General features: G+C 71.8%; 28 protein-coding genes and 1 tRNA gene. 8 read left to right on the top strand and 21 right to left on the bottom strand.

Features of this window, described 5'->3' with window-relative positions; genetic code table 11:
* The 4 genes from AC3A3H_RS03460 to AC3A3H_RS03445 are packed head-to-tail and all read right to left on the bottom strand — an operon-like array spanning position 1 to position 3,976.
* Positions 1–1,053, bottom strand: a complete 1,053-nt coding sequence (locus AC3A3H_RS03460) for an ABC transporter ATP-binding protein (protein ID WP_487613147.1) — start codon at positions 1,051–1,053, stop codon at positions 1–3.
* Positions 1,054–1,872, bottom strand: coding sequence for an ABC transporter permease (locus AC3A3H_RS03455; protein WP_487613180.1), 819 nt, complete (start codon positions 1,870–1,872; stop codon positions 1,054–1,056).
* Positions 1,869–2,858: an ABC transporter permease gene (locus AC3A3H_RS03450; RefSeq protein WP_487613146.1), complete on the bottom strand. Its 990-nt coding sequence runs from the start codon at positions 2,856–2,858 to the stop codon at positions 1,869–1,871. The genes AC3A3H_RS03455 and AC3A3H_RS03450 overlap by 4 nt, the downstream gene beginning before the upstream one ends.
* A complete protein-coding gene (locus tag AC3A3H_RS03445) occupies positions 2,837–3,976 on the bottom strand; it encodes an ABC transporter substrate-binding protein (protein ID WP_487613145.1) in 1,140 nt (379 codons plus the stop codon). The genes AC3A3H_RS03450 and AC3A3H_RS03445 overlap by 22 nt, the downstream gene beginning before the upstream one ends.
* A gap of 145 nt (positions 3,977–4,121) precedes the next feature.
* On the opposite strand from AC3A3H_RS03445, the gene AC3A3H_RS03440 reads away from it, so the two are divergent.
* Together AC3A3H_RS03440 and AC3A3H_RS03435 are read left to right on the top strand one after the other, a co-directional pair.
* Positions 4,122–5,354: a winged helix-turn-helix domain-containing protein gene (locus AC3A3H_RS03440; protein ID WP_487613144.1), complete on the top strand. Its 1,233-nt coding sequence runs from the start codon at positions 4,122–4,124 to the stop codon at positions 5,352–5,354.
* 45 nt (positions 5,355–5,399) lie between these two features.
* The gene (locus AC3A3H_RS03435; RefSeq protein WP_487613143.1) at positions 5,400–5,828 is read left to right on the top strand and encodes a hypothetical protein; all 429 of its coding nucleotides are present in this window, start codon (positions 5,400–5,402) and stop codon (positions 5,826–5,828) included.
* A 175-nt stretch (positions 5,829–6,003) separates the two neighbouring features.
* On the opposite strand, the gene AC3A3H_RS03430 is transcribed toward AC3A3H_RS03435, so the two are convergent.
* Positions 6,004–6,891 (bottom strand): M48 family metalloprotease, encoded by an 888-nt coding sequence (locus AC3A3H_RS03430; RefSeq protein ID WP_487613142.1) that lies wholly within the window; start codon positions 6,889–6,891, stop codon positions 6,004–6,006.
* 7 nt (positions 6,892–6,898) lie between these two features.
* Positions 6,899–7,465, bottom strand: a complete 567-nt coding sequence (locus AC3A3H_RS03425) for a LemA family protein (RefSeq protein ID WP_179605411.1) — start codon at positions 7,463–7,465, stop codon at positions 6,899–6,901.
* A gap of 151 nt (positions 7,466–7,616) precedes the next feature.
* On the opposite strand from AC3A3H_RS03425, the gene AC3A3H_RS03420 reads away from it, so the two are divergent.
* The 3 genes from AC3A3H_RS03420 to AC3A3H_RS03410 are packed head-to-tail and all read left to right on the top strand — an operon-like array spanning position 7,617 to position 9,819.
* Positions 7,617–8,252, top strand: a complete 636-nt coding sequence (locus tag AC3A3H_RS03420) for a TetR/AcrR family transcriptional regulator (protein ID WP_487613141.1) — start codon at positions 7,617–7,619, stop codon at positions 8,250–8,252.
* An 8-nt stretch (positions 8,253–8,260) separates the two neighbouring features.
* Positions 8,261–9,088: an ABC transporter ATP-binding protein gene (locus tag AC3A3H_RS03415; RefSeq protein ID WP_487613140.1), complete on the top strand. Its 828-nt coding sequence runs from the start codon at positions 8,261–8,263 to the stop codon at positions 9,086–9,088.
* Positions 9,085–9,819, top strand: coding sequence for an ABC transporter permease (locus AC3A3H_RS03410; protein ID WP_487613139.1), 735 nt, complete (start codon positions 9,085–9,087; stop codon positions 9,817–9,819). Before AC3A3H_RS03415 ends, AC3A3H_RS03410 begins: the two co-directional genes overlap by 4 nt.
* Before the next feature lie 77 nt (positions 9,820–9,896).
* On the opposite strand, the gene AC3A3H_RS03405 is transcribed toward AC3A3H_RS03410, so the two are convergent.
* From AC3A3H_RS03405 to AC3A3H_RS03390, 4 genes are read right to left on the bottom strand one after another with little or no spacing between them, the layout of a single operon-like run.
* Positions 9,897–11,210, bottom strand: coding sequence for a D-arabinono-1,4-lactone oxidase (locus AC3A3H_RS03405; protein WP_487613138.1), 1,314 nt, complete (start codon positions 11,208–11,210; stop codon positions 9,897–9,899).
* Entirely contained in the window at positions 11,207–12,481 is a 1,275-nt protein-coding gene (locus tag AC3A3H_RS03400) for an amino acid deaminase/aldolase (protein WP_487613137.1), read from the bottom strand. Before AC3A3H_RS03400 ends, AC3A3H_RS03405 begins: the two co-directional genes overlap by 4 nt.
* Positions 12,481–13,737 carry an MFS transporter gene (locus AC3A3H_RS03395; protein WP_487613136.1) on the bottom strand — a complete coding sequence of 419 codons (1,257 nt, stop codon included), beginning with the start codon at positions 13,735–13,737 and terminating at the stop codon, positions 12,481–12,483. The genes AC3A3H_RS03400 and AC3A3H_RS03395 overlap by 1 nt, the downstream gene beginning before the upstream one ends.
* Entirely contained in the window at positions 13,734–14,426 is a 693-nt protein-coding gene (locus tag AC3A3H_RS03390) for a TetR/AcrR family transcriptional regulator (RefSeq protein ID WP_487613135.1), read from the bottom strand. Before AC3A3H_RS03390 ends, AC3A3H_RS03395 begins: the two co-directional genes overlap by 4 nt.
* 149 nt (positions 14,427–14,575) lie before the next feature.
* Between AC3A3H_RS03390 and AC3A3H_RS03385 the strand changes: the two genes are divergently transcribed.
* Positions 14,576–16,837, top strand: coding sequence for an Ig-like domain-containing protein (locus AC3A3H_RS03385; protein ID WP_487613134.1), 2,262 nt, complete (start codon positions 14,576–14,578; stop codon positions 16,835–16,837).
* A 19-nt stretch (positions 16,838–16,856) separates the two neighbouring features.
* On the opposite strand, the gene AC3A3H_RS03380 is transcribed toward AC3A3H_RS03385, so the two are convergent.
* Together AC3A3H_RS03380 and AC3A3H_RS03375 are read right to left on the bottom strand one after the other, a co-directional pair.
* Positions 16,857–17,228, bottom strand: a complete 372-nt coding sequence (locus AC3A3H_RS03380) for a YchJ family protein (protein WP_487613133.1) — start codon at positions 17,226–17,228, stop codon at positions 16,857–16,859.
* 191 nt (positions 17,229–17,419) lie between these two features.
* The gene (locus tag AC3A3H_RS03375; protein ID WP_487613132.1) at positions 17,420–17,782 is read right to left on the bottom strand and encodes a VOC family protein; all 363 of its coding nucleotides are present in this window, start codon (positions 17,780–17,782) and stop codon (positions 17,420–17,422) included.
* 206 nt (positions 17,783–17,988) lie between these two features.
* Between AC3A3H_RS03375 and AC3A3H_RS03370 the strand changes: the two genes are divergently transcribed.
* Together AC3A3H_RS03370 and AC3A3H_RS03365 are read left to right on the top strand one after the other, a co-directional pair.
* A tRNA-Leu gene (locus AC3A3H_RS03370) sits at positions 17,989–18,062 on the top strand.
* Between the two features lie 114 nt (positions 18,063–18,176).
* On the top strand, positions 18,177–18,440 hold the full coding sequence (locus tag AC3A3H_RS03365; protein ID WP_487613131.1) for a hypothetical protein: 264 nt from the start codon (positions 18,177–18,179) through the stop codon (positions 18,438–18,440).
* An 86-nt stretch (positions 18,441–18,526) separates the two neighbouring features.
* Here AC3A3H_RS03365 and AC3A3H_RS03360 read toward each other — a convergent pair whose 3' ends face one another.
* The 9 genes from AC3A3H_RS03360 to AC3A3H_RS03320 form a co-directional block, all read right to left on the bottom strand.
* Complete coding sequence (locus tag AC3A3H_RS03360; RefSeq protein ID WP_487613130.1) at positions 18,527–19,936, bottom strand: NAD(P)/FAD-dependent oxidoreductase; 1,410 nt, start codon at positions 19,934–19,936, stop codon at positions 18,527–18,529.
* A gap of 39 nt (positions 19,937–19,975) precedes the next feature.
* Entirely contained in the window at positions 19,976–21,274 is a 1,299-nt protein-coding gene (locus tag AC3A3H_RS03355; RefSeq protein WP_487613129.1) for a S8 family serine peptidase, read from the bottom strand.
* The gene (locus tag AC3A3H_RS03350; RefSeq protein ID WP_487613128.1) at positions 21,253–21,765 is read right to left on the bottom strand and encodes a DUF501 domain-containing protein; all 513 of its coding nucleotides are present in this window, start codon (positions 21,763–21,765) and stop codon (positions 21,253–21,255) included. The genes AC3A3H_RS03355 and AC3A3H_RS03350 overlap by 22 nt, the downstream gene beginning before the upstream one ends.
* Before the next feature lie 21 nt (positions 21,766–21,786).
* On the bottom strand, positions 21,787–22,302 hold the full coding sequence (locus tag AC3A3H_RS03345; RefSeq protein WP_487613127.1) for an FtsB family cell division protein: 516 nt from the start codon (positions 22,300–22,302) through the stop codon (positions 21,787–21,789).
* A 131-nt stretch (positions 22,303–22,433) separates the two neighbouring features.
* Complete coding sequence (locus AC3A3H_RS03340; RefSeq protein ID WP_487613126.1) at positions 22,434–22,646, bottom strand: hypothetical protein; 213 nt, start codon at positions 22,644–22,646, stop codon at positions 22,434–22,436.
* 120 nt (positions 22,647–22,766) lie between these two features.
* The gene (gene eno, locus AC3A3H_RS03335) at positions 22,767–24,047 is read right to left on the bottom strand and encodes a phosphopyruvate hydratase (protein ID WP_487613125.1); all 1,281 of its coding nucleotides are present in this window, start codon (positions 24,045–24,047) and stop codon (positions 22,767–22,769) included.
* A gap of 117 nt (positions 24,048–24,164) precedes the next feature.
* Positions 24,165–25,457, bottom strand: coding sequence for a histidine--tRNA ligase (gene hisS, locus AC3A3H_RS03330; RefSeq protein ID WP_487613124.1), 1,293 nt, complete (start codon positions 25,455–25,457; stop codon positions 24,165–24,167).
* Between the two features lie 300 nt (positions 25,458–25,757).
* On the bottom strand, positions 25,758–26,555 hold the full coding sequence (locus AC3A3H_RS03325; RefSeq protein ID WP_487613123.1) for an ABC transporter ATP-binding protein: 798 nt from the start codon (positions 26,553–26,555) through the stop codon (positions 25,758–25,760).
* A gap of 16 nt (positions 26,556–26,571) precedes the next feature.
* A partial coding sequence (locus AC3A3H_RS03320) for an iron chelate uptake ABC transporter family permease subunit (RefSeq protein WP_487613122.1) occupies positions 26,572–26,925 on the bottom strand: 354 nt, incomplete at its 5' end.

Below are 26,925 nucleotides of genomic sequence, written 5' to 3'. Positions count from 1 at the left end.
CTAGGCCTCCGGCGCGACGGTGACGGGCGTGCCCGACAGCGCGAGGCGCACGTGCTCGCCCGGCACGGGGAGGTCGCGCGCACCGTGCTGGACGGCGAGCTCGGACCCGTCCGCGAGGCGCACCCGCGTGCGGCGCAGCGCGCCGAGGAAGCTGGTCGTCAGCACCTCGGCCGGGATCCCGTCGCCCGCCAGCAGCACGTCCTCAGGGCGCAGGTACGCCGTGACCGGCCCGTCCGCCGCGGGCGCCGCGAGCGGCACCGTCTGGCCGAGCACGGCGAGCACGCCGCCCGACACCGTCCCCGGCACGCGGTTGGTCAGCCCGACGAACTCCGCGACGAACGCCGTCGCCGGCCGGTGGTAGAGCTCCTCCGGCGAGCCGATCTGCTCGATCGCGCCCGCGCGCATGACCGCGACCCGGTCGGCGACGGCGAGCGCCTCCTCCTGGTCGTGCGTCACGAAGAAGGTCGTGATCCCGAGCTCGGTCTGGAGGCGGCGGATCTCCTCGCGCAGCTGCACGCGCACCTTGGCGTCGAGCGCCGACAGCGGCTCGTCCAGCAGGAGGACGCGCGGCTCGGTGACCAGTGCCCTGGCGAGCGCCACGCGCTGCTGCTGACCGCCGGAGAGCTGGTGCGCGTAGCGCTCGGCGTGGTGGTGGAGGCCGACCAGCTCGAGGGTCTCCAGGGCGCGACGACGGCGCTCGGCTGCCGGGACCTTGCGCATCCGCAGCCCGAACTCCACGTTCTGGCCGGAGGTGAGATGCGGGAACAGCGAGTACGACTGGAAGACCATGCCGAGGTCGCGCCGGTTGGTCGGCTCGTCGGTGACGTCGCGGCCGTCGATGAGGATGCGGCCGGAGTCCACCCGCTCCAGCCCGGCGAGCGAGCGCAGCGCGGTGGTCTTGCCGCAGCCGGACGGCCCGAGCAGGGCGATGAACTCCCCCGGCTCGGCCGCGAGCGAGAACCCGGCCAGGCCGGCGCCTCCGCCGAAGTCGCGGACGAGCCCTTCGAGCGCGACGGTCGAGCCGAGGCGCGGGGCGGTTTCGAGTGCGGACATCTACGAGCCTTTCGCGACGCGCCGCCGGGCGCTGACGGCCCGGTCGACGACGAAGAGGAGGACGAACGCGAACACCAGCGCGAGGAGCGCGAAGATGACCGCGACGAACGGGTCGGACTGCGACACCAGCAACAGCGAAGTCTGCAGGTTGACGCGGCTGAGCAGGGAGGCGATGGTGAACTCGCCGAGCACCACGGCGACCGACAGGGCCGAGGCGGCAAGGATCCCGCGGCGCAGGTTGGGCACGAGCACGCGCCAGAACACGATGCCCCACCGGGCGCCGAGCGAGCGCGCGGCTTCGCTGAGCGTCGTCATGTCGACGGCCGCCACGTTGCTCTGGATGGCCCGATACGCGTACGGGAGCACGGTGATGCCGTACGCGAAGGCGAGCGTCCAGGCGCCGGAGCCGAACACGCTCGTCACGACGGCGTAGGTCGGCGCGAGGCCGACCACCATCACGATCGCCGGGATCATGATCGGCAGCAGGCAGACGCCCTCCAGCAGCCGGCGCAGCTTCGGGAAGCGCAGCTCGACGAGCACGATGGTCGGCAGCAGCACGAGCAGGACGATCGCGACCGTGACCACCGCGAGCACGAGCGAGTTGCCGAGACCCTGGTAGACGCGGTCGTACCGCGTGGTCTCGCCTCCGAACACGGCCGCCCAGCGGTCGAAGCTGTAGACCCCCGGCTTCGCGGTGCGCAGCGTGAACTCGAGCATCGAGAACAGCGGGATGAGGAAGAACGCGCCGAGCACCACCCAGATCACCGTACGGACGACCGGGCCGGGACCGAGGCGCAGCGGCTGCGCGCGCCGGCTCATCGCTGCCACCGGGCGGTCCGGCGCACCAGCGCCGAGTAGGCGAGCATGACGACGACCATGACCGCGAGCATCCCGAGCGCCATCGCGCCGGCGAGGTTCGCCCGGCCCAGCACGGTCTCGGAGATGAGCGCCTGGCGGATCTGCAGCGACACGATGTTGTTCGCCTGGCCGACGAGGGCCGCCGCGGTGGCGTACGACGAGAACGCGTTGGCGAACAGCAGCAGCAGGCTGCCCAGGAACGACGGCAGCAGAATCGGCCCGCCGACCCGGGTCCAGTAGGTCCAGCGGGTGCCGCCGAGGGTCGCGGTCGCCTCCAGCCACTGCGGGCGCAGGCCCTCCAGTGCGGGCAGGAAGGTGATGACCATGAGCGGGATCTGGAAGTACAGGTACGGCAGGATCAGGCCGGGCACGGTGTAGAGCCACACGCCGTTCGCGTAGATGTCGAGGTGGAAGGTGTTGCGCAGCAGCACCGTCACCAGGCCCTGCGCGCCGATCGTGGCGATGAACGCGAAGGCCAGCATGACGCCGCCGAACTGGGCGAGGACGCTGCTGGCGGAGTCGACGAGGGACCGCGCGGCGCCGCCCTGGCGCGAACCGAGCATCGCGAAGCACAGCGCGGCTCCGGCGACCGCGCCGACGATGGCGGTCACGGCCGACAGCCAGAACGCACCGAAGAACGAGCCGGCGATGGCCGGCTCGGCGAGACCGGTGAGGTTGGCCCAGGTGAATCGGCCGTCGGCGTCCACGAAGCCGCTGCCGACCGCGACCAGGGTCGGGACGGCGAGGAAGATCACGACGTAGAGGGCGAACGGGGTGAGGCCGAGCGCGGCGGCGACACCGCGGCGCCGGCCGCGGCCGCGCGTGGAACGGGGCGGCTGCGCCGCCGACGACGGCTGCCGCCGGGAGTCGCGTGAGGCGACCCCGGCGGCAGCGTCGGCCGCGGGTGCGGCGATGGTTTCGGTCATCAGCCGACCGCGTTGGCCCACTTGGCGTTGAGCAGGGTGCCGGCGTCCGTGGCCTGCTTGTCCGTCATCACGGCGACCTTCTCCAGCTTGCCCGGGAAGTCCTTGGTGTCGAGCGTGCCGGCCTTCTCCATGGCGTCGACGCGGGCCGGGTAGGCGCCGCCCTTCAGCCAGGCGTTCTGCGCAGCGTCGCTGTAGAGGTACTCCTCCCAGAGCCGGGCGGCCGCGGGGTGCGGGGCGTCCTTGTTGATGGCCTGGTTGTAGTAGCCGACGTACGCGGTGCCCGGGAGGACGACGTACTTCCAGTTCACGCCGCCCGACTTGATCGTGTCGGACGTGGCGTAGCCCTTCTGGTTGAACGACCAGTCCAGCAGGACCGGGGTCTCGCCGGACGCGATGGTGTTCGGCTTGCCGTCGGCGGCGTTCCAGTTGCCCGCAGCCTTCAGCTTGGTGAACCAGTCGATGCCCGGGGTCAGGTCGTCCAGCGTGCCGCCGTTCTGGAGGTCGGCGTACGCGACGGCGCCCGCCGCGGCGGCCGCCTGGGTCGGGTTGCCGTTGAGCGCGACGGCGCCCTTGAACTCCGGCTTGAGCAGGTCGGCGAACGACTTCGGCGCGGTCTTGATCTTGTTCGCGTCGTAGCCGACGGACATGACGCCGTAGTAGCCGACCTTCCAGAGGCCGTCCTTCTCCTTCTGCGCGGCCGGGATGTCGGCGAAGCCGGTCGGCTTGTACGGCGCGAAGTACTGCGTGTTCGCGAGCGCCACCGACGAGCCGATGTCGAAGGTGTCGGGAGCGGTGTCCTGACCCTTCAGCTTCTTGGCGGCGTCGATCTCCTCCTGGCTGGACGCGCTGTCCTGGCTCGGGTTGATCGTGATGCCGTACTTCTTGGTGAAGCCGTCGAAGATCTCCTGGTAGTTGGCCCAGTCACCCGGCGTCGCGATGATGTTGAGGCTGCCCTCCTTCTTCGCGGCGGCGACGAGAGCGTCCATCCCACCGGCGGAGGCGACGTCGGTGGCGGTGGCGGCCTTGTCGCCCCCGGTGCTGCTGCTCGCGTCGGCGCCGCCGGAGCAGGCGGCGAGCGAGAGGGCCACGACGGCGGCCGCTGCGGCGAGTCCGGCGATGCGGGCGCGCTTGTTGATCACGGAATATCCTCCAGTGCACGGGTTGTCGGCCGGGAAGTGCGACCCGGCTCGTCGCCACGCTAGGGACGTTGGGATACGCGTGGGCCAGCGGGCGGTGTCCAGTCGGTGAACGTCCAGTGTCAGACCTTGCCGCTAGGGTCGACCCGTGGTCGAACAGCTCTCCCCCGCCCTCGCGCGCCGCATCGCGCTCGCCGCCCAGGGCTTCGGCCGCCCGCGCCCCGCCGTCGTGGGCGCGCGCCAGCTCAACGGGCTCATCGACCGCATCAACCTCCTGCAGATCGACTCGGTGAACGTGTTCGAGCGCAGCCACTACCTGCCGGCGTTCGCCCGGCTCGGCGCCTACGACCGCAGCCTGCTCGACCGGCTGACCTTCGACGCGCGCGGTCCGCACACCGAGTACTGGGCGCACGAGGCGGCGTTCGTCCGCAAGGAGGACTGGCCGCTGTTCCGCTGGCGGATGCGCCAATATCAGGAGCGGTACGGCACCGGCAACGCCTGGTTCGCCGCCCACGAGTCGACGCTGACGTGGCTGCGCAGCGAGCTGGCCGCCAAAGGCCCGCTCGCGGCCAGCGAGATCGAGCACGACGCCAACCGGCGCTCCGGGCCGTGGTGGGGCTGGTCGGAGGTCAAGCGCGCGCTGGAGCGGATGTTCCTGTTCGGCGAGGTCGCCATCGCCGGCCGCACGCGCTTCCAGCGCCGCTACGGGCTGGTGGAGGACGTCCTCCCGGCGAGCGTGCTCGACCGCACGGTGAGCGACGCCGACGCCATCCGGGAGCTGATGCGCCGCTCCGCCGTCGCGCACGGCATCGGCACGGTCCGGGACTTCGCCGACTACTACCGGCTGAAGGGTCCGGCCGTCGCGGTCGCGCTGCAGGAGCTGGAGGACGCCGGCGAGGTGATCCCGGTGCAGGTGAAGGGCTGGAACGGCGCCGGAGACCGGCCGCTCACGACCTGGCTGCACCGCGACGCGCGCAAGCCGCGCAGCATCGAGACGGCGGCGCTGCTGTCGCCCTTCGACCCGGTCGTCTGGTTCCGCGACCGGGCGCTGCGGGTGTTCGGGTTCCACTACCGCATCGAGATCTACACGCCGGCGCCGCAGCGCGTGTACGGGTACTACTCGCTGCCCATCCTGCTCGACGACGAGCTGGTCGGCCGCATCGACCTCAAGAGCGACCGTCAAGCCGGCGTGCTGCGGGTCCAGTCCGCCTGGACGGAGGACGGCGACGCCGGCCGCGTGGCCGAGCGCCTCGTCCCGCTGCTCGGCGAGACGGCCGCCTGGCAGGGCCTCGGCGATGTCGTGGTCGCCGAGGGCGCGCGGGGCGACCTGGCGCCGATCCTCGCCGCCGAGCTCGCGGCGCAGAGCGCGTCGGGCGGCTGAGACTCGACCTCGCGGAAGCGCGGGGTGCGGGGGTAAGGTGCGGGCATGAGTTCACCGCTGGAGTACCTGGACGCCGACGGGGCCGATGAGGCCGACTACGAACAGCCCATGCGCGAGCTCTTCGCCTACCGCGACGGCGAACGCTGGCTCGACGGCATCGTGACCGGCGTCAAACGCGGGGCCGACGGCCGCGCGCACGTGCAGTTCGACAACCGGATGTGGGTGACCACCGACGACATCCGGGAGTCGAGCCACTACATCGCGGTGCTGCTCAACCCGGACTCCACGGTGTACGCGGAGGTCATCACCGGCTACCGCGACGGCGCCCCCGCCGAGCTCATCCGCGACATCGACGTGGTCGACGGCGCGAACAATGCCGGCACCGCGTGGCGTCCGCTGGACGAGCGCGCCGTCGGCAGCCGCGTCCGCTACCGCTACACCGGCACCGCCGAGCTGGAGGCCGCCGAGGCGTAGCAACTCCGGAGACTCCACGCGACACGCCGCCGCGGAGTCCGTAACTCCGGAGATCCGACCGACGCACCCCGCGAAGACCGTAACTCCGGAGATCCGACCGACGTACCCCGCGAAGACCGTAACTCCGGAGAGTCGCGGCGCGTGGCGACCGAGATCTCCGGAATTGCTGACCGGCCTAGAAGGTGGAACCCATCTTCTCGAGGCGGTCGACGCGCTCCGGGATGGGCGGGTGCGTCGAGAACAGCCGGCTCATCAGGCTGGGCTTGAGCGGCTCCGCGATCCAGAGGTGCGCCATGCTGCTGTTCTGCCGTCGCATCGGACGGCCGTAGTCCTGCAGCTTGAGCAGGGCGCTGGCGAGCGCGTCGGGGTGCCGTGTCGTGATCGCCCCGGTGGCGTCGGCCAGGTATTCGCGCTGCCGGGAGACCGCGAGCTGCACGAGCGTCGCCACGAGCGGGGCGATGATCGCCGCGACCAGCCCGAACACCAGCAGCAGCGGGTTGCCGCCGTTGTTGTTGTTGTTGCGGTTGTTGCCGCCGAAGAACGCCATCCGCACGAAGATGTCGGCGATGAGCCCGATCGCGACCGTGAGGCCGAAGACGATCATCGAGAGCCGGATGTCGTAGTTGCGCACGTGCCCGAGCTCGTGCGCCATGACGCCCTCCAGCTCGGCGTCGTTCATGATGTCGAGCAGGCCGGTGGTCGCCGCGACCGAGGCGTGCTGCGGGTCCCGCCCGGTGGCGAACGCGTTGGGCGCCGGGTCGTTGATGATGTAGACCGCGGGCATCGGGGTGCCGGTCGTGATCGAGAGGTTCTCCACGACATTCCAGAGGCGCGGGTTGTCGGCCTTGGTGATCGGCACCGCGCCGGACATGCTCAGCGCCTGGCTGGACGCCATGAAGTACTGGAAGACGGCGTAGACGATGGCGCCGATGCCGACCCAGGCGAGGATCGCCCAGCTGTTGTAGATGACCGAGAACAGCCAGCCGAGCGCGCCGATGAGGATCAGGAACAGCAGGATGATGAAGACGGTGTTGCGCTTGTTCCTTGCGATAGCCCTGTACATCGACGACCTAGAACTGGACGCGCGGCGGCTCGGCGATCGCCGCCAGGTTGTCGACCTCGAAGAACTCGCGCTCGCTGAAGCCGAGGCGACGGGCGAACAGGTTGTTCGGGAACACCTTGATCTTCGTGTTGAACTCGCGCACCCCGCCGTTGTAGAACCGGCGCGAGGCCTGGATCTTGTCCTCGGTGTCGACCAGGTCGGCCTGCAGGCGCAGGAAGTTCTGGCTCGCCTGCAGCTGCGGGTAGGCCTCCGCCACGGCGAAGATGCTCTTCAGCGCGGTCTGCATGTGCCCCTCGGCAACGGACGCCTCACCCGGCGTCTGCGCCGACAGCGTCTCGGCGCGCGCCTTCGTCACCGACTCGAAGACCCCGCGCTCGTGCGCGGCGTAGCCCTTGACCGTCTCGATCAGGTTGGGGATGAGGTCGGCACGGCGCTTGAGCTGCACCGTGATGTCGCTCCACGCCTCGTCCACCCGCACTTTGAGCGTGACGAGCGAGTTGTACGTGGCCCAGAAGTAGATTCCGATGATCGCGACGAGCACGACGACGATGATGACCGGAATGAGCCATTCCATTGCGGGAACTCCTAAGCGTGAATGCGCCGATCGACTGCGCTAACAGCATCCTAAGGGCCGCGGATGCGCCTCCCACGGGCTTCCCATCACACTCGAAGCAACCGCAATGCGGATGGACAGCGCACCCGGTCGGGGGTGCACAATGGCAAACGTGAGTGAGGTCGCCGAGCGCCGCAGGAGGGGTCGGCCGCGCAAGGAGCGCGGAGCGGCCTCGACCCGCACGGCGATCGTGCGCGCGGCGGCGGAGGAGTTCACCGAGCGCGGCTACGAGGCGGCCTCCCTGCGCGCGGTGGCCCGCCGGGCGGGTGTCGACTCCGCGCTCGTCCACCACTACTTCGACGACAAGGCCGACCTGTTCGCGGCGACCCTGGAGGCCCCGCTGCGGCCGGACCGGGTGCTGGACGTCGTGCTCGGCGCCCCGCGCGACGCGGTCGGCGAGACGCTGGTGCGCTACCTGCTCACCCAGCTGGAGGACGAGCGCGCCGCCGGCCGAATGGTGCTCATCCTGCGCACCGTGCTGAGCAGCGGCCCCGGCACCCGGATGCTGCGGGAGTTCCTGACCCGGGAGGTGTTCGCCCGGCTGGCGGCGCTCGCGAACGCCGACGACGCGCAGCTGCGCGCCGATCTGGCCGCCTCGCAGATCGTCGGCGTGATGATGACGCGGTACGCGCTGAAGCTCGAGCCGATCGCGAGCGCGGACCCGGACGAGCTCGCCCGGCGGGTGGGGCCGGTGATCCAGTGGCATCTGTTCGGGGACGTTGACGGAGGCCGCGGTCCAGGCGAATAATTCATCACATGATGAATTCATCGTCCGCGGAGACCGGTCTCGTCGAGGAGGCCGCCGTCGTGATCGACGGGCTGCGGGTCAAGCGCGGCCGCACGATGGTGCTCGACGGCCTCGACCTCCGCATCCCGCGCGGCCAGGTCGTCGGCCTGCTCGGGCCGAGCGGCTGCGGCAAGACGACGCTGATGCGCTCCATCGTGGGCGTGCAGCGCGTGGACGGCGGCGAGGTCGCGGTGCTGGGACAGCCCGCCGGGTCGTCGGCGCTCCGGCACCGGGTCGGCTACGTCACGCAGGCGGCGAGCGTCTACGACGACCTGACCGTGCGGCAGAACCTGGCGTACTTCCGCAACGTGCTCGGCGCCGGCAAGGCGGACATCGAGCGCGCGATCGAGGCCACGGACCTCGGACCGAACGCCGGACGGCTCGTCTCCACCCTCTCCGGCGGCGAGCGCAGCCGGGTGTCTCTCGCCGCAGCGCTGCTGGGTTCCCCCGACCTGCTCGTGCTCGACGAGCCGACCGTGGGACTCGATCCGCTGCTGCGGGTCGAGCTGTGGACGTTGTTCCACCGGCTGGCGCACGGCGGCACCAGCCTCCTGATCTCCAGCCACGTCATGGACGAGGCGACCCGCTGCGACCGGCTGCTGCTCATGCGGGAGGGCGGCATCCTCGCCGACACGACCCCGGAGGAGCTGCTGACCGAGACCGGTGCGGCGGACGCGGAGGGCGCGTTCCTCACGCTGCTGCGGCGCCGCCATCCCCGGCACTCGCTGGGTGAGGCCGCGGAGGGCGCGGAGGACACCGAGCACGAGCACGACGGAGACGGGGAGGCCGCCCGATGAACGCGACACGCACCCTCGCGACGGCCGGCCGCGTGCTCATGCAGATCCGGCACGACCCGCGCACGATCGGGCTGCTGATCGTCGTGCCGAGCCTCCTGATCGGGCTGGTGGCCTGGATCTTCACGGACACGGATGTGTTCGCCACCATCGGCCCGGCGATCGTGGCGCTCTTCCCGTTCATCGTCATGTTCCTGGTGACCAGCATCACGACGCTGCGGGAGCGCCGCACCGGCACACTCGAGCGGCTGCTGTCGATGCCGCTCGGCCGGGGCGACTTCATCCTCGGCTACACGCTGGCCTTCGGACTGCTCGCGATCCTGCAGTCGCTCGTGGCGGTCGGCTACGCGGTCTGGGTGTGCGGCCTGGAGATCAAGGGCGACCCCTGGCTGATGGTGGCGGTCGCCGTCACCGACGCCGTGCTGGGGAGCACGCTCGGCCTGTTCGCCAGCGCGTTCGCGCGCACCGAGTTCCAGGTCGTGCAGTTCATGCCGCTGATCGTGTTCCCGCAGATCCTGCTCGGCGGGATCTTCATCCCGCGCGACCAGCTCCCGGACGGCCTCCGGCAGATCAGCGACTGGCTGCCGCTCTCGCACGCCGTCGACGCGCTCAACGCCGTCTCAACGGACTCGCACGACGCCGCGTACATCGGCGGCCAGCTCCTCATCATCGGCGCCTTCGCCGTCGCCGCCGTCGTCGTCGGCGCCCTCACCCTCCAGCGCCGCACCCCCTAGCCGCCTGCCATCCATTCCTGAGTTGTGTACGCCTGAACACGGCGTGTCGCGTGCGCAACTCCGGGAGAGATGGTCGGTCAGGGGCCGAGGACGCGGCGGAGGTAGGCGTTGTCGAAGCGGCGGTCGGGGTCGAGGCGGTCGCGCACGGCGAGGAAGTCGTCGAAGCGCGGGTAGACGGCGCGCAGCACCCCGGCGTCGCGGCCGTGCATCTTGCCCCAGTGCGGGCGGCCGTCGTGGGCGGCCATGATGTCCTCGACCGCGGAGAAGTACTCGGTCGGGTCCTCCCGGTAGTAGCGGTGCACGGCGATGTAGCCGCTCTCGCGCTGGTACGCGGTCGACAGCCAGTTGTCGTCCGCGGCGGCGGACCGCACCTCGATCGGGAAGGAGATCCGCCAGCCGCGCCGCTCGATGAGCGCCTTGACCTCGGCGAGCGCCCCTGGCACGGCCTCCCGCGGGATCGCGTACTCCTGCTCGCGGAAGCGCACGGTGCGGTTGGTGACGAACACGCGCGGCGCGTGGTCGGTGAAGTCGCGGTTGCCGGTGAGCTTCTGGGCGAGCCGGCTGAACGGCGGGATCACGCCCGGCACGACCGTGCCGACCGCGCAGACGCCGCGGTAGAGGCCGTTGGCGAGCAGCTCGTCGTCCAGCCAGCGGCCGGCCGCCGACAGCGGAGCCCGTCGCTCGGTGAGCGGCAGCCGCGTGTTCGTCTTGGTCAGGCCGGTCTCGGTGTGCGGGAACCAGTAGAACTCGAAGTGGTCCTCCCGCGCCGAGCGCTCCAGGTAGCTGTCGAGCACCTGCTGCAGGGGCTCCGGCCGTTCGACGGCCCTCAGGAGGTACGCCGGCACGCACTGCAGGGTGAGGTCCACGATGACGCCGAGCGCGCCGAGCCCGAGGCGGGCGGCCGGCAACAGCTCGGCGTTCTCGTCCTCGCTGATCGTCAGGAGCTCGCCCGCGCCGGTGACGAGCGTCAGCGCGACGATCTGCGTCGCCAGGCCGCCGAACGATCCGCCGGTGCCGTGCGTGCCGGTGGAGGTCGCGCCGGCGATGGTCTGCCGGTCGATGTCGCCCATGTTCTGCAGCGCGAGACCGTACGGCCGCAGCAGCCGCGGGAGCTGATGGAGGCGGGTGCCCGCTGCGAGGCGGACCCGGCCGCGTTCGAGGTCGACGTCGAGGACGCCGCTGACGTCCTCCAGGTCGAGCAGCACGCCCGGCGCCGCCGCGATCCCGGTGAAACTGTGCCCGGCGCCGACGGCTTTGATCCGCATCCCCTGCCTCGCCGCGGCCATGACGGCGCGCTGCACCGCCTCGGCGTCGCGCGGGCGCTCGACGCGCTGCGGCCGGATGGACTCGCTGCGACCCCAGTTCCGCCAGACGCCGCCGCTGGCCGTCATAGGAACACCCTGCCCTCGCCGCGGTAGGTCGGGACGGAGCCGACGACCGTCGCCCGGCCCGCCACCGTGTCCACGAGGTGGAAGTCGTTCACGTGCTCGCTGAGCTCGCCCGACTTCGTGTGCCGCAGCCAGACCCGGTCGCCGACGCGCAGGACGGCGGCGGCGGCGCCGGTGACCGGCGTCTGCACCTCCCCCGCCATCTCGCGGTCGACCAGGGACAGCCCGGTCGGCCACTCGAGCTTCGGGAGGCGGTCGGGGCCGGGCGGGCCGGACGCGATCCAGCCGCCGCCGAGCAGCGTCGCCGTGCGCTCGTCCGGCCGCCGCACCACCGACAGCGCGAAGGACGCCGCCGGCGCGGGGCGGAACCCGCGGTAGGTGTCGAACAGGTGGCCGCCGAACAGGCCGCTGCCCGCGGCGATCTCGGTGACCGACGGGTCGGAGGCCGTGAACTCGAGCGAGCCGGTGCCTCCGCCGTTCACGAACTCCAGGTCCGCCAGCGCGCGGACGGCGGCGACCGCCTCCCCGCGGCGGGCGATCAGCTCCTCGCGGGAGTTCTTCTGCATCCAGCGCAGCGTCGCGGCCCACGCCGGGCGGCCGGGCGGGTTGTCGCCCTGGCCGGCGATCTGCGCCTCGTAGCCCATCATCCCGACCAGGGTGAAGCCCGGACGGCGCGTGACCGCCTCCGCCACAGCGCGCACGGTCTCGACGCTGTGCAGCGGCGAGCGGTAGACGCCGATGTGGCCGAGCACCGGCGCGTCCCACGAGGAGTCGAGCTCCAGGCAGAGCCGGATGGTCTCCCGCTGCGCCGGCGGGACGACCGCGTCGATGAGGTCGAGGTGCGCGACCGAGTCGACCATGAGCGTCACCCGGGAGGCCAGCTCGGGCGAGGCCGCCAGGCGTGCGATCGCGGCCCGGTCCGCGGTCGGGTAGCCGACGACGACATCCTCGATCGGCGCGTGCCCGCTGTCGCCCTCGGCCAGCCAGAGCGCCTCGGGCAGCGTGTACGCCAGCACTCCCGCGTAGCCGGGGAGGGCGAGGACGGCGTCCAGCACCGAGCGAACGCGCACCGACTTGGAGGCGACCCGGATCGGCTTGCCTGCGGCCCGGCGGAGCATGTCGTGCGTGTTGTGCCGCAAGGCGGGCAGGTGCAGCACGCCGAAGGCGGGGTCGAGCCGTGCGGTCGCGGCGCTCAGCGCCGGCCAGAACACGTCGGGCGTGGTCCAGGTGCGCTCGGCCGCGGTGGGCGCGGTGGCCAGGTCGATCGTGGTCATCAGCGCACCGCCTTCACCCGGGCCACCGCGAGCGCGCCCGCGAACGCGAACACCCCGGAGAGGACGAAGAGGCCGACGAACCCGCCGAGCGCCGCGACGATCGCGGCGCCGAACAGCGGCGCCATCGCCTGCGGCACGGCCGTCGCGATGTTCATGATGCCGAGGTCCTTCCCGCGATTCTCCGGGTCGGGCAGCACCTGGGTCGCGAGCGCCTGGTCCACCGAGAGGAAGCAGCCGTAGCCGAGGCCGAGAAGCCCGGCGGCGACCATCGCGACGGACAGCTCCGGCACGAACGCCAGCAGCAGCGCGGCGACGCCCTGCAGAGCGGAGGACACGAACACGAACGCCTTGCGCCTCCCGAGCCGGTCGGAGAGCCGGCCGAGCGCGAGCGACGCGACGATGACGAACACCATGTAGATGAGGATCAGCACGAGCAGATCGTCGTCGGCGTGCTCATCGTGCAGCCCGAACTCCAGGAAGTACAGCAGCAGGGAGGTGCCGAACGCGTTGCCGAAGTTCACCAGCACCCGGCTCAGCAGCGTCCAGCCGAAGTCGGGATGCTCGCGCGGGCTGATCCAGAGCCCCTCCACGACGCCGCGGAACGTCATCCGCTCGCGCAGGTGCGGCGGCAGCACCGCGTCGGGCAGGAACAGGAACGGCAGCACCAGCAGCACCAGCAGCACGGCCATCGCGGTGTAGCCGACCAGCGCGCCGACGAACACGTAGGTGACAAGCGAGACGCCCAGGATGATCCCGATCGCCTGCGGCGCGCTGATCCAGCCCGAGACGTAGCCGCGCTGGCCCACAGGCACCTGGTCCGAGATCGTCGCGGTCAGCGCCGCGGTGAGGACGCAGAACCCGGTGAGCGCGAGCGACCAGAACACGCCGATGCCGACCATCGTCGTCTGCAGGCCGAGCAGCACCAGCGACAGCGCGAACAGGGCCGTCCCGCCGGCGATCCACGGGCGGCGCCGGCCGAACCGGCTCGTGGTGCGGTCGGAGAGCGCACCGGTGAGCGGGTATGCGACGATCGCGCAGACGCCCGAGATGCCGGAGATGATGCCGAAGGCGACGACGTTGTCGACCCAGTAGGTGGTGTGCAGCTGAGCCTGCACCTGGTCGGGCAGCAGCTTCTGGATGGGGGCGAGCTGCGCCATCCAGACGCCCAGCCAGGCGACGGCGAAGGCGGCGACCCAGCGGCCGGGGACGCGGCGGGTCGGTTCGGCGAAGACGGCCGGCGTCGAGGTGTGGGTCATCGGGCTCCTGCGTTCGGGTGGAGGGCGGAGGGGGTGGAGACGGCGGAGCGGGCGGAGACGGCGGAGGGGGCTGTGGCAGCGGGAGGCGGGGCGACGGCGAGCGCGGCGAGCGCATCAGCGGCGAAGTCCATCGCGCGCTCGGCCGCGGCGTCGTCGCGGGTCACCAGCCAGGCGATGGTGAGCCCGTCGGTGAGGGTCACCAGCAGCCGGGCGACCTCGGCGACCGGCCGGCCCCAGGTGCTGCCGGTGAGCTCGGCCGCGTCGTGCGCGGCGCGTTCGGCCAGCGCGTAGTAGCGGTCGTACTGGCGGCGGGCCAGCGGCGCGAAGCCCGGCCCGCGCAGCGCCCACTGGGTGAGTTCGAACATCGCCTTCTCGCGGTCGGGGTCCGCCCGCACGCCGTCGAGGTAGTGCTGGAGGCCCGAACGGATCGCCGCGCGCAGTTCGAGCGGCGCCGTCGCCGGGTCGAGCGCCGGTTCCAGGTCGGTCTGCTCCCCCGCCACGACGGCGTTCACCAGTTCGGCCATCAGCTCGTCGCGCGACGCGAAGACGTAGTGGAAGCTGGCCAGCGGCATCCCGGCTTCGGCGACGATGCGCCGGGTCGTGGCGGCGGCCACACCGTCCCTGGCGACCACCCGCAGCGCCGCCTGCACCAGCGCGGCACGCCGTGCGGCCGGGGCGATACGCGTCATCCGAGCTCCTCAGGGGTGCCGTCGCGCGTCGTCGCGCGAAGTGGGACAGTTGACCCAGTTGTCAGTATGCCGTAAATCCGGCCGAGTAGTTTGACACGGAGCGCGTCCTCCCCCTGAAATGGTGTGGAATGCGGGTATTTACGTCGGACGTGTCTCCACCAGTCCGGCCCAGGGGGTCGACCGGGCTGGTCGTCGCCGTGCTCGCCGGATTCGTGCTCGCCGCTCTCGCCGTCGCCGGTGGAGTGGTCGCCGGGCTCGCACCGCCGGCATCGGCCACCACGTCCGCCTCGGCCACGGCCGCCGGCGCACACGGCAGCTCCCCCTCCGCAGTCACCGGATCCCGCAGCATCCCGTCTCGCACAGCACCCGCAGACCTCTCCGGCCCGCAGCCCGCCGACACCACCGGCACGCCGACCCCGACACCGACGCCGGGGCCGCCGCAGCTCGACCCGCTGCCGCGCAGCCTGATCACGAGTTTCCCGCTGACCGTCTCCGGAACCGCCGATTCCGGCGACGTCATCGACGTCTCGGGAGGCTCGTCCACGAACGCCGCCAGCTCGTGCACCGCGACCACCGCGGCCGACGGGACGTTCCGGTGCTCCGTGCAGCGCCTGCCGGACGGACCGGGCGTCGCGGTGCGCGCCGTCTCCCGCTCCAGCGGCCTCGCCGACAGCAGCCGCGTCGACGTGCTCTCGCCCCCGGTCATCGCCTCGGCCGACGGCGGGGCCACCGGCGGCGGGATCCGCGGCACGGCCTACCCCGGCGCCTCCGTGACCGTGACCGCCGAGACCGGCGCCTCGTGCACCTTCCCCGCGGACAGCGCGGGCAACTGGGGCTGCGTCATCCCGGGGCTCGGCGACGGCCGCCACACGGTCACCGCCACCCAGGTGGCGCCCTTCTCGTCCACGCGCTCGGCCCGGAGTCCCGCGGCGAGCGTCGTCGTCGACACCGTGGCGCCGGCCGCGCCGACGCTCACCTCACCCGCGCCCGGGACGACGGTCGCCGCCGGCGGGACGATCTCATTCGGAGGCGCCGGCGAGCAGGGCGCCGTCGTCACCGTCTACGCCAGTACGTCGCGGGGCACGACCCTCGCCTGCACGGCGACGGTCGCGGGCGGCGCCTGGTCGTGCGCCGCCCCGCTCGGCGCCGGAGACTACGTCGCGTCCGCCCTGCAGCGCGATGCGGCGGGCAACGTCAGTGCGGGCAGCAACCCCGTCGCCGTCACGGTGGCCGCGCCCACCGGCTCGGCCACGTCGCCGAACACCCGCTCCACGCCCGCGCCCGCGCCGGCGCCCGCCGTGCCGCCGCCGAGCAGCACCGAGCCGACCGCGCCCTCCGGCTCGACGCATCCCGACACCAAGGGCTGGACCGCCACTCCGTTCACGACCGCCTCGGCGCCCGTGGTCAGCGTGGCCTCCGTGCCCGGCTGGCTGCGCTCGGTCGGACTTGCAGTCGCCGCACTGCTGCTGCTCGTGCTCCCGGCACGCCTGCTCGTCGTCTCGCTGGCGCGGCCGCGGGAACGCCGGGCCGAGCGCAGCTTGCTCTTCGGCCGCAACCGCGCCACCGCCGAGCTGGGCGAGGCCGACGCGCTCTTCGGCCGTTCGCGCGTGGCGGGTGGAGCGCACGCCGCGCTGAGCGACGCACAGGACGGAGCCACAGCGCTGCACGCCGCGGAAGCCGGCGCAGCGCAACCGGTGTGGCTCGCGCCGCTGGTGGGCGTCGCCGCCGCCGCGCTCGTGACACTGTCGACGTCGGTCCACGACGCCGGGGCTTACGTCCGCCTGCTCATCGCGGTCTCGCTCGCGATCGCGGGCGTCAACGCCATCTGGGTCCTCTCGGCCCGCGGGATGACCCGCCACCTCGGACAGCCCGTGGCGCGGACGGTGGTGCGGCCCGTCCTCCTCGTGGTCGTCGCGGCCGCGGCGATCGGTTCCCGGCTGCTGGGGCTGGAGCCCGCCCTGCTGTTCGGGCTCGTCCTCGGCGCGGTGCTCCCGGCTGGGATGGGGCGCGTCGAACGCGGCCGCACGGCGGCCGTCCAGCTCTCGGCGGTCGCCGCCGCCGGCGTGCTCGCGTGGCTCACCGTCGCCGTCCTGCCGACGCCGACCGGCGTGGTGTCGGCGTTCGTCGTGGAGCTGGTGAACGCCGTGGCCCTGGTCGCGATCGGTTCCACGGCCATCGCGCTGCTGCCGTTCGGCGGTCTCGCAGGCCGCGCGGTGCTGCAGTGGTCGCGCCCGCTCTGGCTGGCGATGGGACTCGTGGTGTACACCGTGCTGTTCGCCCTGCTGCTGCCGGTGGCCTCCCTGGTGCAGACCGGGGCCGGCGCCGTCGCCGCGGTGATCGCCGCGCTGGCGTTCGCCGTCGTGGGGCTGTCGGTGTGGCTGTGGGAGCGCTACGTGGAGCCCGCCCGCTGACGCTGCGCGGGCGCCGCGGTCAGACCGCCTCGACGTAGAACCAGTGGCCGCCCTCCCGGACGAAACGGGAGACCTCGTGCAGGTTGCCGCGTTCGGCGCCCTTGTAGTACGCGGTGAACGCGACGACGCCGTCCCGGTCGAACGGGCCTCCCCGCTCGGTCGACTCGATGTCGAGCCGGTACCAGCGCAGCCCGTCGTCCAGGTCCAGAGCGTCGGGCCGCGTCGACGGGTGCCAGCTGCGCAGAAGGTACCCGGAGTCGCCCAGCGCGAAGGCGCTGAAGCGCGACCGCATCAGCCGCTCGGCCGTGGGGGCGGGGGCGCCGGCGTGCAGCTGACCGCAGCAGTCCGCGTAGGTCTCGCCGCTCCCGCAGGGGCATCGCGTGTCGGTCACCCGGAGAGCCTAGCCGAGCGGCGCCCCGAGGTCAGGCCGAGCAGGCCGCGGGCATAAAGGACCCGGCCGGAGCCGTACGTCGGGGGATCTCGGGCTCCAGCCGGGTCTGAGGACACCTCACCAGAAAGGGTGTCGGCGTTCAGTCTGCACGGTATTGGTGGGTGGACCCTTCGGGCGGCCTGAAGGTCCTCTCAGTACGCGGCCTCCCCCGCTGCGACGACGCAGAACCTGTTCCCGTCCGGATCCGCGAGCACCAGGTAGTCGGCGCCCTCCTCGTACTCCCACTCGACGTCGAGGGCGCCGAGCACCCGCAACCGGTCCGCCTCGGCCTCCTGGTCGTCGGCGTACAGGTCGAGATGGTGCCGCGGCGACGGGTTCGCCTCGCTCCCGACGAGCTTGAGCGCCAGCTGCGGCCCGTTCCCGGCCACGGGCACGAGGATCGCCCAGTCGACGTCCGGCTCCCGCAGCGGCCGGTAGTGGAGCGCCTCCGACCAGAACTCGACGGCACGCGGCAGGTCGCGCACACCCCACACGATGGAACCGATCCGGATCATGGACCCACCCTCCGCTCCTGCGACCCGCTCGACAAGGGGCGCGGGGTGCCGCGCAGCGTATATGGTGGGACACATGGAAGGCCTGCTCATCGGACTCATCTCGGCCGTCGTCATCGTCGGCGGCGCACTCGCTTTAGCGGCCATCGTCCAGATGGTGAAGTCGCCCTACCGCGACCGCTGACCACGAACCGGGCGCTGGACGGCTCGCCCCCATAGCCCAATTGGCAGAGGCAGGCGACTTAAAATCGCCCGAGTGTGGGTTCGAGTCCCACTGGGGGCACGCAGCTACTCATCACACTCAATCGACGCCCCCGTGCCCCAAACTGCCGACCGAAGCGCGACTGCAGCCGGACGAGCTCGCGAGGCTGACCTTTGCCGCGCTTAGGCTCTGTTCATGGTCATCGCCGCTCTTGTCGTCACCGCTGTCGGAGCATTGCTGAGCGTGTGGGGTGCACTGTGGCTGCTCTTCGGCTTCCGGGCAGATGACCCGCGCTATGTCGACGACGGATCGCTTTACCCTGGCCCGCAGAGGTCCACGGTGGTCCCGAACTTGCTCAAGGACCAGCGAAAGGTCAGCGTGGTGATCGCTCTGGGAACGTCGGTGCAGATGGTTGGGGCAGTGCTCGCGGTTGTCGCCTGGTCGTCCAATTCTCAGTGAATCAGCGTCCACTGTCAGCCCGAGATCCCATCCCGGGACAGCAGAAGGCCCGGTCCCCGTGGGGACCGGGCCTTCTCACAACCGGGCTACTTGGCAGCGGCCTCGGCGGGCTGCTTGTCGGCGGCCTTCGCGCGCACGGCCTTTTTCGGTGCCTCGGCCGGGGCGGCCTCGACGGCCAGCTTCGGGCGGGAGGCGAACTCCTCGAAGACGGCGCGCGGCTGCTGGAGGGCGTTCAGAGAGACGATGTCGCGGCCGAGCCAGAAGTTGTTCCACCAGCCCCACAGCACGCGCCACTTGCGCTCCCAGCTCGGCATCGCCAGGCCGTGGTAGCCGCGGTGCGCGAACCAGCCGAGCACGCCCTTGATCGCAAGCTTGCCGGACTGCAGCACACCGATGCCGAGGCCCAGGCCCGCGACGGCGCCGAGGCTCTTGTGGTAGTACTGGCGCGGCAGCTCGCCGCGCAGGTCGGCGATGAGGTTCTTCGCGAGCAGCTTGCCCTGGCGGACGGCGTGCTGGGCGTTCGGCACGCAGTAACCGCCGACGCCGGCGCCGGTCAGGTCGGGGACGGCAGAGACGTCGCCGGCGCCCCAGGCGCCCTCGATGATCTCCTCGTCCGTTCCCACGCGCAGGTCGGCGCGCACGCGCAGCCGGCCGCGCTCCTCGATCGGGAGGTCGGTGTGGCGGACCACGGTCGGGTTGGCCATGACACCGGCCGTCCAGACGATGAGGTCGGTCTCGAAGGTCTCACCGGTGGAGAGCTCGATGCGGCCGTCGACGGCGCTGGTGAGCTGGGTCTCCAGGTGGATCTCCGCGCCGCGCTCGGCGAGGTTCTTGATGACCCAGTGGCTGGTCGGCAGCGAGACCTCGGGCATGATCCGGCCCATGGCCTCGATCAGGTGGAAGTGCGTGTCCTCGAACGAGAGCTCGGGGTACTTCTTGAGCAGCGCGCTGGCGAACGAGCGCAGCTCGGCGAAGATCTCGATGCCCGCGAAACCGCCGCCGATGACCGTGACGGTCAGCAGACGGTCGCGCTCCGGACCGGCCGGAAGCGTCGAGGCCTTGTCGAAGTTGCTGAGCAGGCGGTCGCGGATGTACACGGCCTCCTCGATCGTCTTGAGCCCGACGGCCTGGTCGGCGACGCCCGGGATCGGGAAGGTGCGCGACACGGCGCCCGCGGTGACCACGACGATGTCGTACTCGAATTCGTACGGCTCGCCCGCGGCCGGCGCGATGGTCGCCGTCTTGTTCGCGTGGTCGATGTAGGTGACCTTGCCGCTGACCATGTTGGTGGTCTTCAGGTGGCGGCGGTGCGAGACGACCGCGTGCCGGGGCTCGATGGAGCCGACGGCCACCTCGGGGAGGAACGGCTGGTACGTCATGTACGGCAGCGGGTCGACCATGGTGACTTCGGCTTCGCCCGGGCGGAGCTGCTTCTCGAGCTTCCACGCGGTGTAGAAACCGGCGTATCCTCCGCCGACGATCAGGATTTTGGGCACAGTAAGGCGTCTCCTCAACACGAAAGTATGGGTGTTAATCTACCCCCTGCCGTGCGCTCGTCTGAAATGCAGCCACGCACCGACCCCGCCGAGGGCGAGAAGTGTGACGAAACCGCAGATCAGACCGAACGGAAGCCAGAAGGTCGTGAGGACGCTCCATTGCGGCCAGAAGAACGAGCTCCATGTTACAGGCCGTTCCGGACTGAGCTTCGCGGGCGCCGGAGCGGCCTGCGCGTCCGGCTGTTGCGGCACGGCGGTGGAGGGCGTCTGCGCCCGACGGTGGATGTGGATCCACTGGGTCAGGTCGCCCATCGGGTTCGCGCTGACGTGCGGCACGGTCGCCGTCACGGCGGCCGCGGCGTCGAGCAGCCCGTACCCGTACACGGGGCTCGGCACCGGCCCTCCCCCGGCGGGCGGCCGCGCGGTGCGGATTATGCGGTTGATGACGTCGGGCGCCTTCAGCTCGGGATGCGCGGCCCGCACAAGGGCGACGGCCCCGGCCACCAGCGGCGCCGCCCCGCTGGTGCCCGCCCACTGCACGTAGCCTCCGCCCGGGTTGGCGCCGACCAGCTCCTCGCTCGGCGCCGAGACGCCGATGGTGATGCCCTGCGAGGACGCGTCGAAGGACGCCTGCCCGGCGCGGTCGACGCCGGCGACGGTGAGCACTCCGGGGATCGTGGCCGGAGCCCCGACCTCGGTCGTCCCGCTCCCCCGGTTGCCGGCGGCGGCGACGACGACCACGTCGTGCGAGAACGCGTACTGGAAGGCGTCGTCCCACGTCGTCGGCCAGTCCAGGGTGTTCCTGGTGAGCGACACGTTGATGACGGAGGCGCCGCTGTCGACCGCCCAGCGGATCGCCTCCGCGATCTGGTCGTCGCTGTCGACGGCGCCCGTCGACTTCCCGAGCGCCACGGACGCGCTCAGGATGCTCGCCTGCGGCGCCGCCCCGAGCACGCCGGAGTCCGGGCCGGTTCCGCGCCCGGCCAGCAGGGAGGCCACCCAGGTGCCGTGGTTCGCGGCGTCGCCGTCGCCCAGCGGCTTCTGTCCGTTCGGCGCGCCGACACCGGACACGTCGGTGCCGCCGGTGACCGCGCCGGCCAAATCGGGGACCGTCCCGTCGACGCCGGTGTCGATCACCGCGACCTTCACGCCGGCGCCCTGGGTGGTGTGCCAGGCCTGGCTGAAGCCGTACTCGGCGAGCCAGTACTCCATGTCGCGCACCTGGTCGGCGTGCGCGGCGGTCGCGGGTGCGATCCCCACGACGAGTGCGGCGGCGAGCGCCGTCGCGCCGGCCGCCAGGGTTCGGCGGAGCCGGGTCAGCCGGCCTGGATGCGGCACTCGCACACCTCGGGCGACCACCCGCCCCGCGCCAGGGCCAGGTCGCCGATCGGGTTCACGCCCGGCCCGGCCGCGAGCGCGTGCGCGGCTAGGGCGTGCAGGCACTTGACGCGGGTCGGCATCCCCCCGGCCGAGACGCCGTCGAGCTCGGCGACGACGCCGACCGACTCGCGGTCGGCGAGGTACTGCTCGTGCGCGGCCCGGTACTGCTCGCGGACGTCGTCGTCGGACGCCAGCAGGTCGTTGTACTCGTTCATCACCTGGGTGGCCTCCAGCTGCGACATGGCGGCCGTGGCGGCGGGGTGGCTGAGGTAGTAGAAGGTCGGGAACGGCGTGCCGTCGTCGAGCCGCGGAGCGGTGGACACGACCGTCGGACGGCCGCACACGCAGCGCGCGGCGATGCCGACGACGTTGCGCGCGGGGCGGCCGAGCTGCTCGGTCACCGCGGCGATGTCGGCGTCGGTCACGGGGTCGAACGGTGGTCTGGTCATGTGGTGCCTCGGGTCTGCCGGCTACTTGCCGGGTGCGGGAGTCGGGGTCGGCGCGGGCGTGCCGCCCAGCTGCGCCGGGGTGGCGTCGGTCAGGCCCGCGCCCATCAGCGAGCCGAAGAGCGAGCCGACCCAGTCGGTCTTGGTCTTCTGCAGCTTGGAGCTCACCGGGGTGGTGTCGGCCTTCGCGGCCGGCGCGCGGTCGTCGATGACGAGGTAGCTGACCTCCCCCGGCATCACGTAGTACAGCCGGTCCCGGGCCTGCGCGCGGAGGTAGCTCGGGTCGTTCCAGCGGGCGCGCTGCTCCTTGAGCGCGTCCACCTGCGCCGAGAGCTGCTGGACGGCCTTCTGCTGGTCGGCGATCTGCTGCCGCTGCGCGAGGAAGCCCTGCAGCGACGGCGCCAGGATGACGACGGCGAGCACGACGGCTCCCATCATGACGAGCGAGAAGGCGGAGAAGTGCAGGCCGCGCAGCCAGCGGCCGGTCGCCGTCGGCTGCTCGAAGGAGGCGGCGACGCGCTGCGTGCGCGGCTTCGGCATAGCCCCTCCTGCTGGTCTCGGCGGACGTCGAGGACCGGTGCGTCCCCGCTGTCAATCGTAGGCGATGCCTCCTGAGCGGCGGCCGCGTGGCCGGGGTGTCGGCGAGGTGTCGGCGCGGTGTCGGCGGGCGCTCAGGACGCGGTCAGCAGGACCACGAGGCGCACGCCGCCCACGGCGACCAGGCCCAGGCCGCCGAGGGTGAACACGAGCCCGATCGCGCGCGCGTCGCGCGGCCGGAACCGCTCCCGCGCATCCCGGTCGGCGAACAGCGCCGCGGCCCGTTCCGGGCGGCGCAGCAGGTATGCCCCGAACACGACGAACAGCCCCGCCAACAGGAGGAACACCCCCAACGGCACAACCTCCCCCGAAACCCGCACACCCCCATCCTCCCAGCTACGCCGAAAGGTGAGTAGTCGCGGAAATCCGTGGCGGATAACCGCGATTACTCACCCTTCGGCGGTAGGTCAGCCCTGGAAGCGGGGGAACGCGCTGCGGCCGGCGTAGACGGCGGCGTCGCCGAGCTCCTCCTCGATGCGGAGCAGCTGGTTGTATTTGGCGACGCGCTCGGAGCGGGCCGGGGCGCCGGTCTTGATCTGGCCGGCGTCGGTGGCGACGGCGAGGTCGGCGATCGTGGTGTCCTCGGTCTCGCCGGAGCGGTGCGAGAGCACGGCGGTCATGCCGCTGCGCTGGGCGAGCGACACGGCGTCGAGCGTCTCGGTGAGGGTGCCGATCTGGTTGACCTTCACCAGGATGCTGTTCGCGGCCTTGGCGGCGATGCCCTGGGCGAGGCGCTTCGGGTTGGTGACGAACAGGTCGTCGCCGACGAGCTGCAACTTGCCGCCGAGCTCGGCGTTCAGGAGGGTCCAGCCCGCCCAGTCGTCCTCGGCCAGCGGGTCTTCGATGGAGACCAGCGGGTAGTTCGCCGCGAGCTCCTGGTAGTAGGCGCTCATCTCGGCCGCGGTGCGGTCCTGGCCCTCGAAGCGGTAGACGCCGTTCTCGAAGAACTCGGTGGAGGCCACGTCGAGGCCGAGCGCGATCTGCGAGCCGACCGTGTAGCCGGCCTTCTCGATGGCCTCGGAGATGAGGTCGAGCGCCGCGCGGTTGTGCTCCAGCTCCGGGGCGAAGCCGCCCTCGTCGCCGAGGCCGGTGTTGAGGCCCTTGGATTTGAGCAGCGCCTTGAGCGAGTGGTAGGTCTCCACACCCCAGCGCAGGCCCTCGGAGAAGGTCTCGGCGCCGATCGGCAGGATCATGAACTCCTGGATGTCCACGCCGGTGTCGGCGTGCGCGCCGCCGTTGATGATGTTCATCATCGGGACGGGGAGGACGTGCGCGTTCGGGCCGCCGATGTAGCGGAACAGCGGCAGGTCGGCCGAGTCGGCCGCGGCCTTGGCGACCGCGAGGCTGACGCCGAGGATGGCGTTGGCGCCGAGGCGCTTCTTGTTGTCGGTGCCGTCGAGCTCGATCATGGCCTCGTCGACCAGACGCTGGTCGCTGGCCTCGTAGCCCTCGATCGCCGGGCCGATCTCGTCGAGGACCGCGTCGACCGCCTTCTCGACACCCTTGCCCAGGTAGCGGTCCTTGTCGCCGTCGCGAAGCTCGTAGGCCTCGAACGCGCCGGTGGAGGCACCGGACGGAACGGCGGCGCGGCTGACCGTGCCGTCTTCGAGGAGCACCTCGACCTCGACGGTCGGGTTGCCGCGCGAGTCGAGGATCTCGCGAGCGCCTACAGCTTCGATCTGAGCCACAACAGTCTCCTTGGTGGTTTTTCGTGGGTTGCCGAATCAGTCTAGTGACGTCGGGTTAACGGCTTTAACGGAGTGGCGGGATGCTTGCGACAAATGGCGCGCGAGCGCGGGCGCCGCTCAGGACAGCGGCTTGAACTCCAGCGCGGCGGCGTCCGCGGTCCCCGGATCGACGAACGCGAACGACCGGTACCCGGCCGCGGCGGCGCGATCCAGCACGGCCTTGAGGTTCTTCGCCCTCCGGTCGAGCCGCACCCGGCGTCCGGACGCCACCAGCTCGGACTTGATCGCCATCAGCCGGTCCAGCGGGACGCTCGGGTCGTGGACGAGCACGACGGAGTCGGCGGCGCCGTCCTCCGGCAGCTCGATCAGGTCGACGACCCGCTCGAAGCCGATCGAGAACCCGCACGCGGGCACGTCGGTGCCGAGGAAGCGCCCGATCATCCCGTCGTAGCGGCCGCCGCCGCCCACCGAGCTGCCCGAGCCCGGGTGGGCGATCTCGAAGATCGTGCCGGTGTAGTAGCCCATGCCGCGCACCAGGGTGGGGTCGAACCGCAGCGCGACGCCCTCCGGGAGGGTGTCGAGCGCGTGCGCGAGCGCCTCCAGGTCGGCGATCGCGTCGGTGTCCATGCCCTCGGGCAGGATGCCGGAGATGGCCTCGACCGTGAGCTCCACTCCGCCGTCGGCGAGGTGCGGCTCCAGCGCGGCGAGGATCCCGCCCAGCACGGCCGCGGAGTCCGCCCCGCCCTCGCTCAGCTCCTCGACGACGCCCTGCGCGCCGATCTTGTCGAGCTTGTCGATCGAGATGAGCACCTGCGGCCAGCGCGACTCGGCGAACCCGCAGTACTCGAGCAGGCCGTTCAGGATGCGGCGGTCGTTGATCCGGATGGTGCAGCCCGTCAGGCCCAGGGCCTCCAGAGCGGCGGCGGTCGCGGTGATGAGCTCGACCTCCGCGAGCTGCGAGCCTTCGCCGATGATGTCGATGTCGCACTGGACGAACTGGCGGTAGCGGCCCTTCTGCGGCCGCTCGGCCCGCCAGACCGGCGCGATCTGGATGCTGCGGAACACGGGAGGCAGTTCGGCGCGGTGGGTGGCGTAGAAGCGGGCCAGCGGGACGGTGAGGTCGAAGCGCAGGCCGAGGTCGGAGAGCGCGAGGGTGTCGCCGGACTCGATCGCGGCGCGGAAGTCGTCGCCGCCGAGACCGCGCTTGAGCACGCTGAAGGCGAGCTTCTCGTTGTCGCCGCCGAGCCCCGAGTGCAGGCGTGCGACATCCTCGACGACCGGGGTCTCGATCTCGTCGAAGCCGTGGGAGGCGAAGCTCCGCCGGATCACGTTCAGTGCATGTTCGCGGCGGGCCTTCTCGGCGGGGAGGAAGTCGCGCATGCCGCGGGGCGGGGTGATCGGGGAGGCCATGCGACGATTCTTCCAGATCGAGGGCTCCCGATGCCGCCCCGGGGGATCGCACCCGCACCGGGAGCGGACGTAGACTGCTGGCGTTGCCACCCTGATGTCGCGCCGACCCCGTGCGATGCGGTGGTGTCCCAGAGGACCTGGCATGAGCCGCAGCCGTCCGATCACCTCGGCTGCGTTGCCAGAGACACGACAACGCGTTCGCCCGGGACCGGATGACAGCGCCGCCGCACGGCGCCCGTCACCCGATCGGCGGTCCGGGTCCCCCGGCGGACGCGCTGCCGGCCACCCGTTTCCCGCGGATCAGACGGTGTGGTGACGGCCGAGCGGGACGACGAGCGGGGTGCCGGCGACCGGGTCGGGTGCGATGACCGACTCGACACCGAAGACGTCGCGGACAAGGTCCGCGGTCACGACGTCGGCGGGGTCGCCGGATGCGACGATCGACCCGGCCCGCATCGCCACCAGGTGGTCGGCGTAGCGCGCGGCGAGGTTCAGGTCGTGCAGGACCATGACCACCGTGGTGCCGCGTGCCGCGTTCAGGTCGAGCAGCAGGTCGAGCACGTCGAGCTGGTGGCTGATGTCGAGGAAGGTGGTCGGCTCGTCCAGCAGCAGGATGCCGGTCTGCTGCGCGAGCGCCATCGCTATCCACACCCGCTGGCGCTGGCCGCCGGAGAGCTCGTCGATCGCACGGTCCGCCAGCTCGGTGACGCCGGTCGCGGCCATCGCCTCCTGCACGGCCGCGTCGTCCTCCGCCGTCCAGCGCCGGAACCAGCCCTGGTGCGGGTAGCGGCCGCGCGAGACCAGGTCGGCCACGGTGATCCCGTCGGGCGCGGTGGGCGTCTGCGGCAGCAGGCCCAGCCGCGTCGCGACCTCCTTGGTGGGCAGCGACCGGATGTCGGCGCCGTCGAGCAGGACGCTGCCCGAGGTGGGCGCGAGCAGCCGCGACAGCCCGCGCAGCAGGGTCGACTTGCCGCAGGCGTTCGGCCCGACGATCGCGGTGACGCGCCCGGGCGGGAGGTCGAGGTCGAGGTCGTCGACGACCACCCTGCCCTCGTAGGCGAGGGTCAGGTCCCGAGCCGAGAGGGTCCGGTCCGTCATGTGAGCACTCACTCTCTCAGCCTCCACGGCCGCTGCGATTGGTCCTGGTGAGCTGCCAGAGCAGGTAGGGCGCCCCGACGATCCCGGTCACGACGCCGACCGGGAAGATGACGCCGGGCACGGCGAACTGGGCGACGACGTCGGAGAGCACCAGCACGAGCGCGCCGACGAGCGCCGCGGGCACGAGCGCGAGCGATCCGCGTCCGACCAGCCGGCGCGCGACCGGAGCGGCCAGCAGCGCCACGAACGCGATCGGCCCGGCGACGGAGACGGCGACCGCCGCGAGCGCGACCCCGACGCCCACGCTGAGGATGCGCGCGCGCTCGGGCCGCACGCCGATGCCGGCCGCCAGGTCGTCGCCGAGGCCGAG

The sequence above is a fragment of the Leifsonia sp. Soil_N53 genome (assembly GCF_057655165.1).
Note: the sequence above shows the minus strand (reverse complement) of the source record. Positions and strands in the feature narration are given on the sequence as shown.

Excerpts from the sequence above, each read along its gene's own strand:
- AC3A3H_RS03460 (WP_487613147.1), bottom strand. The coding sequence starts at position 1,053 with ATGTCCGCACTCGAAACCGCCCCGCGCCTCGGCTCGACCGTCGCGCTC.
- AC3A3H_RS03455 (WP_487613180.1), bottom strand. The coding sequence starts at position 1,872 with ATGAGCCGGCGCGCGCAGCCGCTGCGCCTCGGTCCCGGCCCGGTCGTC.
- AC3A3H_RS03435 (WP_487613143.1), top strand. The coding sequence starts at position 5,400 with ATGAGTTCACCGCTGGAGTACCTGGACGCCGACGGGGCCGATGAGGCC.
- AC3A3H_RS03430 (WP_487613142.1), bottom strand. The coding sequence starts at position 6,891 with ATGTACAGGGCTATCGCAAGGAACAAGCGCAACACCGTCTTCATCATC.
- AC3A3H_RS03425 (WP_179605411.1), bottom strand. The coding sequence starts at position 7,465 with ATGGAATGGCTCATTCCGGTCATCATCGTCGTCGTGCTCGTCGCGATC.
- AC3A3H_RS03415 (WP_487613140.1), top strand. The coding sequence starts at position 8,261 with ATGATGAATTCATCGTCCGCGGAGACCGGTCTCGTCGAGGAGGCCGCC.
- AC3A3H_RS03410 (WP_487613139.1), top strand. The coding sequence starts at position 9,085 with ATGAACGCGACACGCACCCTCGCGACGGCCGGCCGCGTGCTCATGCAG.
- AC3A3H_RS03405 (WP_487613138.1), bottom strand. The coding sequence starts at position 11,210 with ATGACGGCCAGCGGCGGCGTCTGGCGGAACTGGGGTCGCAGCGAGTCC.
- AC3A3H_RS03400 (WP_487613137.1), bottom strand. The coding sequence starts at position 12,481 with ATGACCACGATCGACCTGGCCACCGCGCCCACCGCGGCCGAGCGCACC.
- AC3A3H_RS03395 (WP_487613136.1), bottom strand. The coding sequence starts at position 13,737 with ATGACCCACACCTCGACGCCGGCCGTCTTCGCCGAACCGACCCGCCGC.
- AC3A3H_RS03390 (WP_487613135.1), bottom strand. The coding sequence starts at position 14,426 with ATGACGCGTATCGCCCCGGCCGCACGGCGTGCCGCGCTGGTGCAGGCG.
- AC3A3H_RS03375 (WP_487613132.1), bottom strand. The coding sequence starts at position 17,782 with ATGATCCGGATCGGTTCCATCGTGTGGGGTGTGCGCGACCTGCCGCGT.
- AC3A3H_RS03365 (WP_487613131.1), top strand. The coding sequence starts at position 18,177 with ATGGTCATCGCCGCTCTTGTCGTCACCGCTGTCGGAGCATTGCTGAGC.
- AC3A3H_RS03350 (WP_487613128.1), bottom strand. The coding sequence starts at position 21,765 with ATGACCAGACCACCGTTCGACCCCGTGACCGACGCCGACATCGCCGCG.
- AC3A3H_RS03345 (WP_487613127.1), bottom strand. The coding sequence starts at position 22,302 with ATGCCGAAGCCGCGCACGCAGCGCGTCGCCGCCTCCTTCGAGCAGCCG.
- hisS (WP_487613124.1), bottom strand. The coding sequence starts at position 25,457 with ATGGCCTCCCCGATCACCCCGCCCCGCGGCATGCGCGACTTCCTCCCC.
- AC3A3H_RS03325 (WP_487613123.1), bottom strand. The coding sequence starts at position 26,555 with ATGACGGACCGGACCCTCTCGGCTCGGGACCTGACCCTCGCCTACGAG.